At 32.3% G+C, this 13,441-nt stretch carries 10 protein-coding genes; 8 read left to right on the top strand and 2 right to left on the bottom strand.

All coding sequences use genetic code 11. The features are described 5' to 3' along the window. The first annotated feature begins 205 nt into the window (after nt 1-205). The 5 genes from AC0N0V_RS21635 (at nt 206) to AC0N0V_RS21615 (ending at nt 6,996) form a co-directional block, all read left to right on the top strand. Nucleotides 206-1,801 carry an L-lactate permease gene (locus AC0N0V_RS21635; protein ID WP_474460952.1) on the top strand — a complete coding sequence of 532 codons (1,596 nt, stop codon included), beginning with the start codon at nt 206-208 and terminating at the stop codon, nt 1,799-1,801. Between the two features lie 29 nt (nt 1,802-1,830). Further along, on the top strand, nt 1,831-3,264 hold the full coding sequence (locus AC0N0V_RS21630) for an FAD-binding oxidoreductase (protein ID WP_474460951.1): 1,434 nt from the start codon (nt 1,831-1,833) through the stop codon (nt 3,262-3,264). A 51-nt stretch (nt 3,265-3,315) separates the two neighbouring features. Continuing rightward, nucleotides 3,316-4,458 (top strand): acyl-CoA dehydrogenase, encoded by a 1,143-nt coding sequence (locus AC0N0V_RS21625; RefSeq protein WP_474460950.1) that lies wholly within the window; start codon nt 3,316-3,318, stop codon nt 4,456-4,458. A gap of 442 nt (nt 4,459-4,900) precedes the next feature. Next, nucleotides 4,901-6,256 carry a glucose-6-phosphate isomerase gene (locus AC0N0V_RS21620; protein ID WP_474460948.1) on the top strand — a complete coding sequence of 452 codons (1,356 nt, stop codon included), beginning with the start codon at nt 4,901-4,903 and terminating at the stop codon, nt 6,254-6,256. Nucleotides 6,257-6,540: 284 nt separating this feature from the next. Beyond that, complete coding sequence (locus AC0N0V_RS21615; protein WP_474460947.1) at nt 6,541-6,996, top strand: YaiI/YqxD family protein; 456 nt, start codon at nt 6,541-6,543, stop codon at nt 6,994-6,996. 71 nt (nt 6,997-7,067) lie between these two features. Here the strand turns inward: AC0N0V_RS21615 and AC0N0V_RS21610 are convergent, their stop codons facing one another. Both AC0N0V_RS21610 and pulA read right to left on the bottom strand, forming a co-directional pair. Then, on the bottom strand, nt 7,068-7,247 hold the full coding sequence (locus tag AC0N0V_RS21610) for a hypothetical protein (protein ID WP_474460946.1): 180 nt from the start codon (nt 7,245-7,247) through the stop codon (nt 7,068-7,070). 84 nt (nt 7,248-7,331) lie between these two features. Then, a complete protein-coding gene (pulA, locus tag AC0N0V_RS21605) occupies nt 7,332-9,437 on the bottom strand; it encodes a type I pullulanase (RefSeq protein WP_474460945.1) in 2,106 nt (701 codons plus the stop codon). A gap of 146 nt (nt 9,438-9,583) precedes the next feature. On the opposite strand from pulA, the gene AC0N0V_RS21600 reads away from it, so the two are divergent. The 3 genes from AC0N0V_RS21600 to AC0N0V_RS21590 all read left to right on the top strand — a co-directional run bounded on the left by AC0N0V_RS21600 (nt 9,584) and on the right by AC0N0V_RS21590 (nt 13,126). Beyond that, on the top strand, nt 9,584-11,587 hold the full coding sequence (locus tag AC0N0V_RS21600) for a triple tyrosine motif-containing protein (protein ID WP_474460944.1): 2,004 nt from the start codon (nt 9,584-9,586) through the stop codon (nt 11,585-11,587). Nucleotides 11,588-11,667: 80 nt separating this feature from the next. Further along, nucleotides 11,668-12,324: a lytic transglycosylase domain-containing protein gene (locus tag AC0N0V_RS21595; RefSeq protein ID WP_474460943.1), complete on the top strand. Its 657-nt coding sequence runs from the start codon at nt 11,668-11,670 to the stop codon at nt 12,322-12,324. A gap of 85 nt (nt 12,325-12,409) precedes the next feature. Continuing rightward, nucleotides 12,410-13,126 (top strand): pseudouridine synthase, encoded by a 717-nt coding sequence (locus tag AC0N0V_RS21590; RefSeq protein WP_474460942.1) that lies wholly within the window; start codon nt 12,410-12,412, stop codon nt 13,124-13,126. Nucleotides 13,127-13,441: the final 315 nt, after the last annotated feature.

The following is a 13,441-nucleotide window of genomic DNA, read 5'->3' as shown; positions in this document are numbered from 1 at the left end:
AATAAATTATAAAATTTTACACTTGAAGAACTATCGAAAAAACATAAGCCAATAATGAACATACAATACAAAAGAACATTGAAAACCAAATATATAAAAATAGTATTTAGTTAGCAGGCACAAGTTGTACAGGCACAGTATAAATACTAGCACCAATTAATAAAAAGGCAATATCAAATAAAAATTAAAATAAGGGGAGTAAAAAATGTTGTTTTTAAAATTTTTAATAGCGATATTACCAATCATTTGGCTGATAGTTGCATTGAGTAAGCTAAAAATGCCGGCTCATAAAGCTACTGCTATTACACTTGTTCTTACAATGGTTTTAGGTATTGGTTTCTGGAAACTGAATGCAGTTTATGCTGCGTCAGCGGTATTGGAGGGGGTACTCAACGCCTTATGGCCAATTTGTTTGGTTATTGTTGCAGCCTTGTTTGCGTACAATTTGACTTTACGAACAGGTGCAATGGAATCTATAAAAAAAATGCTGGCTGGAGTATCTACTGATAAAAGGGCTTTAGCATTAATTATTGGATGGGGATTCGGTAGTTTCATGGAAGGAATGGCAGGATTCGGTACAGCTGTTGCAATACCAGCATCTATGCTTGCTGGTATTGGATTAAATCCATTTGCAGCAGTTGTATCATGTTTGGTTGCTAATAGTACACCAACTGCATTCGGATCAGTGGGAATACCTTTGGTAACACTTTCATCAGTAACCGGAATTGCATCCCACACATTGGCAGCAAATACTGCGATGATTGAAGTAATTCTTGCTTTTATCAGTCCATTTATTATGGTATGCATTGTAGGTGGTGGAATAAAGGCATTAAAGGGAGCGTTTGCTGTTACATTAGTTGCTGCATTATCATTTGTACTACCTTGGTATATTACAGCTACATTAGTTGGAGCAGAATTACCAAATATAATAGGATCTATTTGTTGTATGGTATGTACAGCTGTTGCAGCAAAAATCTTTAATAGTAAACCTGCAGCTGAGTATTCCATTGAAACTGTGGATAAGAAGGAAGAAACAACTTTACCAGTAACTAAAGAAGAAACAGCTGCATCAGTAAATCAGGATAAAGGAGAAGCTATATCATTTGGTAAAGCATTACAAGCATGGTGTCCATTTATTTTAATATTCATATTGTTACTGTTTACATCAACTTTATTTCCATCAATTAACCGTTTGATTGCGCCAATCAAAAGCGTTGTCATTGTATATGCTGGTAAAGGCGGAAGTAAGTTGACTTTCAGTTGGATTAATACACCTGGTATCATGATTTTGATTGCTGCAGTTATTGGTGGCCTTGTTCAAGGTGCAAAAATGTCAACAATACTAGATGTATTGTTTAGTACAATAAAAGCAAACTGGAAGACAATTGTTACAATTTGCTCAGTTATGTCAGTAGCAAAGGTAATGGGTTATAGTGGAATGATTTCAGATACTGCAAAATTTTTAGTTGTGGCTACAGGAGGAGCATATCCGTTAATTTCCCCATTAATTGGAGCAGTTGGAGGATTTGTCACAGGTTCAGGTACATCAACCTGTGTTTTATTCGGAGGATTACAAGCACAAACAGCCCAAAATCTTGGACTTTCTCCAGCATGGATGGCAGCAGCAAATGTTCTTGGAGGCGGTATCGGAAAGATGATTTGTCCTCAAGGTGTTGCAATTGGTGCAAGTGCAATTAATAAATCTGGTTCAGAAAGTAAGATTGTGGCAAGTGTATTTAAGTATTTCTTATGCTATGTAGTTATCGCTGGTATCATATGTTTCTTAGGAACATTATTATAAAATAAAAAATTTAGAGAGGAATGATTATTATGGCTAACTATAACCAATTGACAGAAGAAATAATCTCAAAGTTACAGGAGGCAGCTCCAGGACATATTTTAACAGGTGATGATATCAATGAAGATTATTGTCATGATGAAATGCCTATTTATGGGGAAAAGGCTCCGGAAGTTGTATTTATGGCACACTCTACAGAGGAAGTTGCTGCAGTAGTAAAAATATGCAATGAAAATAAGATACCAGTAACTCCAAGAGGAGCAGGAACAGGACTTGTAGGAGGGGCAGTTCCACTTTTAGGAGGAGTTTTAATTGATACTACAAAGATGAACAAAATACTTTCTTATGATATGGAGAATTTTGTTGTTCATGTTCAACCAGGTGTTTTGTTAAACGATCTTGCAGAGGATTGCGTAAAACAAGGATTATTATATGCTCCAGATCCAGGCGAAAAGTTCGCTTGCCTAGGTGGAAATGTTTCAACAAATGCTGGCGGAATGAGAGCTGTTAAATATGGTGCAACACGTGATTATGTACGCGCAATGACAGTTGTTCTTCCAACAGGAGAAATTACTAAATTTGGAGCTACAGTATCAAAAACAAGTTCAGGTTACAGTCTTTTGAATTTAATGATCGGTTCAGAAGGTACTCTTGGAATTATTACAGAGCTTACTTTGAAAACTATGCCAGCACCAAAGGTAGTTGCAAGTTTAATTATTCCTTTTGAAAATTTACATGATTGTATTTCTACTGTTCCTAAATTTAAAATGGCACGAATGAATCCGCAAGCAATAGAATTCATGGAAAGAGAAATTGTTTTATCTAGTGAAAGGTATGTTGGAAAGAGCGTATTTCCACAAGTAGTTGATGGAGTAACTGCAAATGCTTATTTACTTGTTACTTTAGATGCAGGTAATGAAGATGAATTAAATAACCTTATTGAAGAAGCAAGTGAAATAGTATTAGAAGCAGGAGCAATTGATGTTCTTGTAGCTGATACACCTGCAAAAATGAAAGATGCATGGGCTGCACGCTCTAGCTTTTTAGAAGCAATTATGGCAGAAACAAAATTATTAGACGAATGTGACGTAGTAGTTCCAGTAAATAAAATTGCTTCTTATATGGAGTTTGTAAATAAAACTGGCGAAGATTGTGGACTAATCATTAAGAGTTTTGGACATGCAGGAGATGGAAATCTTCACATATACCAATGCAGCAATGATCTAGAAGAATCAGAGTTTAAAGCAAGAGTTGAAAAGTTTTTTAAGATTATTTACGATGAAGCAATAAATTGTGGCGGACTTGTTTCAGGAGAACATGGAATTGGTAGTGGAAAAATGAGCTATTTAGCAGATAGCGTTGGAGAGATAAACATGGACTTGATGAGAGGTATTAAAAAAGTGTTTGACCCGAACTTTATTATGAATCCAGGTAAAGTATGCTGTTCACTAGACGGTGTCAACTAATAAAATAAAATTGACATGAAAATATAAGAAAAAGAAAGGTAGGAAATTGAAATGAACTTTAAATTAGATGAAAATCACCAACAATTACAAGAAATGTATCGTGAGTTTGCAGAAAATGAGGTAAAACCAATTGCAAAAGAAATTGATGAAAACATGCGCTTCCCAGAAGAGAATATACCTAAAATGGCTGAAATGGGCTTACTTGGAATTCCATTCCCTGAAGAATACGGTGGAGCTGGAATGGATACATTGAGTTATATACAATGTGTAGAAGAGTTATCTAAATGTTGTGCAACAACAGGGGTTATTGTTTCAGCACATACAAGTCTTTGTGCAACACCAATTTACACATATGGTACAGATGAGCAAAAAGAGAAATACCTAAAACCACTTGCTTCAGGCGAAAAATTAGGTGCCTTTGGATTAACAGAACCTGCTGCTGGAACTGATGCTTCTATGCAAAAGACAACAGCTATATTGAAAGGAGATCATTATGTATTAAATGGTAGCAAAATATTTATTACCAATGCAGGATATGCAGACATATATATTATTCTTGCTATGACAGATAAGAGTAAGGGAACAAAGGGTATTTCAGCATTTATCGTTGAAAAAGATTTTCCAGGCTTTTCTGTTGGAAGCCACGAGATAAAGATGGGAATAAGAGGATCTTCTACATGTGAATTATTCTTTGATAATTGTATAGTTCCAAAGGAAAATCTTTTAGGAGAAGAAGGTAGAGGATTTGGCATTGCAATGGCAACTCTCGATGGAGGCCGTATTGGTATTGCTGCACAAGCTCTTGGTATTGCAGAAGGTGCAATAGAAGAAACTATAAAATATGTTAATGAACGTGTTCAATTTGGTCGTTCTATTTCAAAATTCCAAAATACACAATTTGAACTTGCTCAAATGCGTGCAAATACAGAAGCTGCAAAACTTTTAGTATATCAAGCTGCATGTGCAAAGGATGATCACGAAAGGTATACACATTTAGCTGCTATGGCAAAATTAGTTGCTTCTAGAAATGCCAGCGATGTAACAAGACGTTGTTTACAATTATTTGGTGGCTATGGATTCTCAAGCGATTATCCAATTGAAAGAATGATGCGTGATGCAAAAATAACAGAAATTTATGAAGGAACATCAGAAGTTCAAATGATGGTTATCTCTGGATGGATGGGTGTTAAATAATAAATAATTAAGATTAAATAAAAAAACAGATGATCAGGAAAATGTTTTCCTGATCATCTGTTTTTAACGCATTAAAATTAAAATTATTTAAAAAGAAACGTTCAAAAGGGCTTGCATCAATGGCTGATAAATCAATGAATTTCCATTCGATAAGACATTAATTGAACTACAAAATAGTTTGAAAAATATCCATTTAAAATGTTTTAAAATCTTTATCTAAGTGAATAATAAATTTGATATTTATAACTTTATTTATAAATTTGAGATTAGTATAATTGTAAATGGTTACATTAGACATTAATTGTAAAAATTGTATTTATATATCTTGATTTATAAATAGTATTAGAATAAAATTTTTATTAGGACTAATTTAATGTAGGCTAAGTTCAAAAAGGTATATTAATCCAATGTAAGTCTTAAAATGAAATGCGGAGGTAAAGGGATGTCAAAGAAAGGTTTAACACTAGAATTAAGTAATGCAATGCCTTATTTACAAGAACATGAAGTAACAAATTTACAACCACTTGTTAACGTAGCTCACACAATGCTCCATGAAGGAACAGGTGCGGGAAATGACTTTTTAGGATGGGTGGACTTACCTGTAAATTATGATATGGATGAGTTTGTTAGAATAAAAAAAGCAGCTGAAAAAATTAGAAGTAACTCTGATGCTCTTATAGTTATAGGAATAGGTGGTTCATATCTAGGAGCGAGAGCAGCAATAGAAATGCTTACACATACATTCTATGGTAGTTTATCAAAAGATAAGAGAAAAGGTCCAGCTATATTCTACGTAGGGAACAACATAAGTTCTACATATATGGCAGATTTATTAGAAGCTATTGAAGGAATGGACATATCAGTTAATGTTATATCAAAGTCTGGTACTACTACAGAACCTGCTATTGCATTTAGAATCTTTAAGGATTTAATGGAAAAGAAATATGGAAGAGAAGGAGCAAAGGAAAGAATATATGCTACAACTGATAAAGCTAGAGGAGCATTGAAAACTTTAGCTGATACAGAAGGCTATGAAACTTTTGTAATTCCTGATGACGTAGGAGGAAGATACTCTGTTTTAACACCAGTTGGGCTTTTACCGATAGCTGCAGCAGGGGTTGATATTGAAGAAATGATGCAGGGTGCGGCTGACGCAAGAGAAGCTTATAGTAACCCTGATGTTAATAATAATGATGCTTATAAATATGCTGTAGCAAGAAATGCATTATATAGAAAAGGTAAAACAACTGAAATGTTAGTTAACTTTGAACCTTGTTTACATTACTTCGGTGAATGGTGGAAGCAATTGTTTGGAGAAAGTGAGGGAAAGGATAATAAGGGAATATTCCCAGCAGCAGCGGATTTCTCAACAGACCTACACTCTATGGGACAATATATACAAGAGGGTATGAGAATCTTATTTGAAACATTTATAAATGTTGAGAATTCAAGAAAAAATGTAACTATAGACAAGAATGAAGATAATTTAGATGGACTAAATTTCTTAGCAGAGAAAAGCATGGATTTTGTAAATCATCAGGCTTTAAGAGGAACAGTTTTAGCTCACAGCGACGGAAATGTTCCAGCTTTCATTGTTAATATACCAGAGTTAACTGCATATTATTTTGGATATACAGTATATTTCTTTGAAAAGGCTTGTGGAATAAGTGGATATCTAATGGGGTTAAACCCATTTGACCAACCAGGTGTTGAGGCTTATAAAAAGAACATGTTCGCTCTACTTGGAAAGCCAGGATTTGAAGAAATGAAGGCTGAATTAGAGGCAAGGCTTAAATAGGTGGTTAGGAGCTAGTTAAGTTAATTAGTGTAAGTATTAATGCAGTTATATCGTTTGTATTATAATTGTTTTTAATAATTCTAAGCTTCTACATATAAAAACTAAGAATTTTTGACAAACTTGTTATTGTTCATTAAGTCAAAAGTTCTTAGTTTTTTATACATAGTCTTCTAGGAATTATACAAAAACAATTAAATATATTATATAATATATAATTACATTAATACCTACTATAAATCAGCTTATTTATCAAGCTGACATTAAGTTGAAAGGAGGAAAGTAATATGAAGATAATAGTTGATGCAGACGCCTGTCCAGGAAAAGACCTAATAGAAAAGGCTGCTAAGGAGAATAATATAGATATTATTATGTTTTGTGATATAAGTCATATTATAACAAGCAGCTATAGTACAATCAAATATATGGACAAAGGCTTTCAAAGTGTAGATATGGCAGTGGTTAACGAGGCGAAAAAAGGGGACATAGTAGTTAGTCAGGATTATGGTGTAGCGGCTATGGCTTTAGGGAAGAAAGCTTATGCTATAAGTCCAAAAGGGTATATCTATAATGATAGCAATATAGATAAGCTTCTATTTGAGAGACATATTTCAGCGAAAGTAAGACGCAGCGGTGGAAAGACATCAAGCCACAAAAAAAGAAATAAAGAAGATGACGAAAGGTTATATTACAATTTATTAAAATTAATAAAGCAAACAAAAGAACTAGAACCTAGCCAGTAACGGAGTTACAGTTAGGATCTAGTTTAAATTTATAAATACCGTTCGTATATTAAAAATAAGATAAATTAATTTTAATGTATTGTTTTTTCATCATTCATGTCTACATCTACGTAATTTTTAGGACCTTCAGGATATAGTAATCCATTAGTTTTTCTTTCAATTATAGGATATCCTTCTGCAGAGAAGCCTGTATCTAATCCTTCTTTTTTGTATGGATATTCTGGATCATATCTATCAATTTCCTTTGACACAAATATCACCTTCCTTAAGAATAGATTTTCCTAAAGATATACTTTTTATAAGTATAAAGTTAATTTGTATACGAAGAAATATACTTACAATTTATATAGTATATAGGTGGATATTCCGTCTATCTTTATGGAGTTTTCTAAAATAGATTTATTATTTTTGATTAAATTACCATTTAAACACACATGCCATTGGCCTTGGGGAAGGGTTATATCAATTACTTCCCTATTAGCATTGAAAATAACAAGTATATCTTTCCATACATCACCATTAGCGTGATTTTTTATAATAAATCCAATAGTGTTATTTGGGGTGTTCTCCATGAAGATGAAATGCTTTTTTATTTCTTCGGCATCAAGCATTCTAAAAGCAGGATGCTCTTTTCTTATGTCTATAAGTTCTCTATAATAATCAATAACATCGATAAATTGGCATTTTCTATTCCAATCTATCCAGTTTACATTGTCAGGTTTATTGTAACTGTCGTGTTCACCATTCTTAGTTCTACAAAACTCCTCTCCAGAATATAAAAATGGAATTCCAGGAGAGGTTAATATTATTGCAGCACATAATTTTACCATCTCTTTTTTATCATCGAAGCTATCATCACTGCAACTTAAATCTATTTTATCCCATAATGTAAAATTATCATGGCAAGATACATAATTTATTGATTGCTCTGGCATTAAAGATTCCCCTGATATACATTCTTTAAGCTTTTCCTCTATTAAAGGTTTACCAGTAGCGAAACCTTTCTCTTTTAGATTAAATACATTACCTTTAATAAGATCTCTTATTTTATCATTAAAAAAGCCAATGTGAGGCAATTTTTCATGATTAGAAGTGATAGCTTTTAAACTTTTATCTAAGGGTGTATTCAAATCCCAGCCTTCGCCATATAGCATTATAGGTCTATTCAGTTCGCTAAGCTTTTTACGAATTTGGTTCATAGTGATTATGTCGTGCAATCCCATTAGGTCAAATCTGAAGCCATCTATGTGATATTCTTCCGCCCAAAAAATAACTGAGTCTATAATGAACTTTCTCATCATAGAATTTTCAGAAGCAGTATCATTACCGCAGCCACTTCCGTTTGATAAGTTCCCATCATTAGAATGTCTAAAATAATATCCTGGAAAGATTTTTTCGAAATTACTGCTTTTAGTATCTGAAATGTGATTATATACTACATCCATATTTATAGAAATACTATTTTCATGTAAGTGCTTAATCATCATTTTTAGCTCCGTTATTCTACACGATGGGTCATAAGGATTAGTAGAATAAATTCCTTCAGGAACATTATAATTTTGAGGGTCGTAGCCCCAATTATATTTATAAGGCTCTTTTTCATCTACGCTTTTGTAACTGAAATCGAAAATCGGCATAAACTGTATATGGGTAACTCCTAATTCTTTTATGTGATTTAAACAGGTAGATATGTTTTTGCTAGTTAACTTAGTACTTTCTGTTAAAGCAAGAAACTTGCCTTTATTTTTAGCCCCACTTTCGGGGTGAATGGATATATCGCGTATACTAGTTTCATAAATTATGGCATCTGTATAGTTTTGAAGTTTTGGCGAGGTATCGTATTCCCAATTTTCAGGATTAGTTTTTGATAAATCTAGTATAGAACCTCGTATACCATTAATGCCTACAGCTTTTGCATAAGGGTCAACCACTTCGTTTACGGTTCCATAAACTTCAACCTCATAATTATAGTAATATCCATGTAAATCCTCCTTTACTAGGGTTGACCATAAGCCATTTGTTTCTTTCATTGATATCTTTCTTTTATTTTCTAAATCAGAGTGCTCAGCCTTATCGTATAGAAGTAAGCTGATACTAGATGCAGCAGGTGACCACACCCTGAATATTGTATGATATTTATTATAGATAGCACCTAAAGCTAAGTCATGATAAAACTTATTATGAAATTCAGGTGTTGAAAATAACGGAAAAAATAATACTTTTTCAATCACAGATTCGTGTATTATATAACACTCACATTTAATGTTAACACTTTCACTCAATGTAAGACTTACGTCATTTTCAATTACTGAATATTTGCTTATAGATAACTGTGAATTTCCATTTTGTATTGTAAATTTATAAGACCTAAATTCTGTAAAGTCATCTACAATAATTTTTATTTTATTAAACGTTTGAAGAATGGCGTTAAAAATCTTCATTAGAATGGCCTCCATTAAATTTTTAAGTTATATAATAACTATATTATAAAATTATAATATAAATGTTAATAAAAACCTATTACAAAATATGGAACTATAGTATAATGTAATCTAGATATATTATAAACAGGGGATGTGTAACAGATATGAATGAGTTAACTATAAGTTGTAATTTGGAAAGTCCACAAGAAAAGAATACGAAAATAGTAGTTAACATAGAGAACAACTTAGAAGAAAACTTACTATATAAGTATATGATAGGGTGTAACGGAACCTGGAGTACTCTTAGGGAATTTAGTGAAGAGGATAGTATAGAATGGGTTCCAAAAGAAGATGGAAAGTACATAATAATGGTACAGGCAAAGAAGAAGGACGGCATTAAAAGCTTTGATTATGTATCAAGAATTGACTATATAATAGGAAAGGTCGAAGAAAAGCTCATTAATTCTGTTGATGTGCAACAGTATAATCTAAATGTTGGTGATAAATTAAGTCTAGTTGTGGACACAAATAAAAGTCCATTAATGTTTAGATACTGGCTTAGAGTAAAGGATGAGTGGGAAATTATAAAGGATTACTCTGTAGATAATACATTATCATGGGTTGTTAAGTTTGAAGGTAAGGCAGAGATACTAGTGGAGTGCAAAAATATAGAGTCTAGAAATAACTATGATGATTTTGAGATAGTAAGCCTTGAGGTGTTACCTTTAAAAGATATTGAAATTAATAGCTTCAAGTGTTTGACTTCAGATTTGGTAAGAGACTCTGAATTAATATTTAAGGTGGATGGAACTTATGAAGAGGGAAGGACTATATTATATAAATTTATAAAAATAAGTAGTAATGGTGAAGTCACTTGCGTTCAAGATTATTCAACTAAAAAGGTAGTTAGTTATTTGGAAACTGAAAGTGGAGAATATAAACTTTTGTGTTTAGTGAAGGATATGTATTCTACTAAGAGATTTGATACAAGAGCTGTAATCAATTTCAAAGTAAAGCCGTACAAGGAATTGGTCATAAAAAACTTTACAGCAGATTTAAGTTCTCCTCAGTTAACGGATACACCAATAACATTGAAGGCTGATGTAATTGGTGGAAGAGAGGTATTGTATAGATACATAATTGATGGGGACTATACTGAAGATACGGGATACATGAGAAGTAACACCTACATATGGAAAAGTAAAGTTCCAGGAGAATATAAAATAACATTATGGATTAAAGACAAATCCTTTGAAGGAGATTATGAGGCTAAGGAATATCTTAAGTTTGAAATTGATGAACATAGCGAAGAACCAGTAACTATTAATGAAATACTAATTGATAAAAAAAGTAGAGTTTTAGTAGATGAAAAAATACAAACTGTGGTCAATGCTACTGGAGGGACGGAATTAAGGTATTGTTTTATAATATCGAGAAATGGTATAGAATTAGAAAAGGTAGACTATGGAACTTGCAATTGGATAAATTTTATTCCAAAAGAACAGGGTGAGTATAGATTAGAGGTAAGAGTAAAGGACAAGTATTCAGACAGAGAATATGATTGCCATGAATTAATAAATATAGATGCACTAAGCTATATTCCTGCTCAAATAGAACATGTGGTATTTCCACTAAGAGAATATTACATAATAGGTGATAAAGTGGCCCTTAATATAATAACACAGAATTCTAAAAATGTGCTTATCAACTATGTGCTTAAAATAAATAATCATAAGGTTGAAGAAACTGATTTTGTAAAAGAAAAAGCATATATTTTTAATCCTAAGTGTAGTGGAACTTATAGCGTTGAAATTTTTGCTAAAAATATTGATAGCGATAAACCTTTTGATTCTAAGAGAGAAGTAAAAATAGAAGTTCATGAATCTCTTCCAGTTACTAATACAAAGGTGTCTTGTGATAAAGTTAAGTTTTTATGTAATGAATCTATAAGTTTTACTGTTCACAGTGAAGGTGGAAAAGATGTAATGTATGAATTTTACCTTATGGAAAAAGGGGACTGGAATTTAGTCCAAAATTATAGCAAAAAGAACTACTATACTTTTATGCCATTTAGCAGAGATGAGTACAGAGTATTAGTACTAGCAAGGAGTCAGTATAGTAAGGTTTCCTATGAAGATTATGATACTTTTAGTTTTGTGGTAGAGTAAGTTCAATATTTTCCATATAAAGTTCTCTGAAAAGGACACGATAACATATAAGTATAAAGAAAATGAGGGTTGGTGAGATAATGAAAGTAGATACTAGTAAAAATGCTGAACAACTTTTACAGTTTCAGTTAATGACTCAAATGCTTAGAGAAGTTACAAAAGACTCCAATTCCTTTTCGCTTGTTATGGAAAGTTTAACTAAAGCTATGTCAGATAGCAATGGAAATATAGATTTAAGTAGTTTGGGCTTAGGAGAAGAAAATCTTAGTAAATTAGGTTATGGTGCAGGGCAGAGATTAAATTCTCTATATAAAGATATAAATAATGACATCAAAAGTGGAAATATAAGCATTGATGATGCTGTAAATAAAGCCTCCAGAAAGTACGGTGTAGATAAAGATCTTATAATGGCAGTGATTAAACAGGAGTCTAGCTTTGATCCTAAAGCAACATCACATGCAGGTGCAATGGGGTTGATGCAGCTTATGCCTGGAACGGCAAGGTCTTTAGGAGTTTCAGACGCATATGATGTGCAGCAAAACGTGGAAGGTGGTACTAAATACTTAAAAGGGTTACTTGATATGTATGGCAACTCTAAAGAATTGGCACTGGCTGCATATAATGCAGGACCTGGAACTCTCCAGAATAGAGGGGTAAAGGACGTAGGTGGTATTTCTAGGCTACCTAATGAAACAAGAAACTATGTACAAAAAGTTATGAAATATTACGGAAAATAAAAACAGTCTTTCATCTAGACTGTTTTTATTTTATATTTAAAAGGTTATAATACATAATAGAATAAAAGCGCTAGGAGGATTTGACATGGAAAGGTTAGATAAAGTTTTGTCCAATCTTGGATATGGAACAAGAAAAGAAGTAAAAACACTTGTAAAAGATGGAATGGTAGAAGTAGATAATGTTATTGTAAGTGATAGTGGTATGAAAATAGATCCAGAGAAGAGCAAAATAAAGGTGTCTGGTGAAGTGGTAAATTACAGAGAATATGTTTATCTTTTAATGAATAAGCCAGATGGAGTAGTTTCAGCAACATTTGATAATTATGATGAAACAGTAATAGATTTATTGGAGCCAGACCATCAAGTATTTAAGCCTTTTCCAGTAGGAAGGCTGGACAAAGATACAGTTGGATTATTGCTAATAACCAATGATGGAGAATTAAATCACAGGGTATTATCACCAAAATGGCATGTAGATAAGGTTTATTATGCAGAAATAGATAAAGCTGTAGATGTGAAGGATGTTAAAGCCTTTAAGGATGGTATAATTTTAGATGATGGATATAAGTGTATGCCAGCGAAACTAGAAATTTTAGAATCAGATGAGCATGGTTCTAAGATTAATGTAACTATACAAGAAGGAAAGTTCCATCAGGTTAAAAGGATGTTTAATAGTAGAGATAAAAACGTAATATACCTAAGGAGAATACAGTTTGGCCCTCTTAAGTTAGAAGAAAATTTATTAGAAGGAGAATATAGAGAGTTAACTGAAGAAGAGGTTGATATTTTAAAAGGCATTTAATTTTATTAATAGGTCTATAGAAATATTTTATATTAATAAAATATGAATTAAATTCAATCACTTTAATATATTCTTTACAATTAAATTTGCAAAAAAACTTGAATTTTTGTACTATATTATAATATAATAATCTTGCAAGGATAAATAAAAGGAATAAATAGCCCCCTTTTTATTTATTTTAAAACAGCCTATGCCCCAATGGGCTGTTTTTTTATTTTATCTAAATTTTATGCGATAAAAAAATTTATTGCAATATAACTTGCAATTCAACAGGGGGTAAAGTTGCTTTATGCGGATTGAGAATAAATTACTATA

The sequence above is a fragment of the Clostridium sp. CS1-1 genome (genome assembly GCF_056135525.1).
This window is presented reverse-complemented; position numbering and strand designations above follow the sequence as displayed.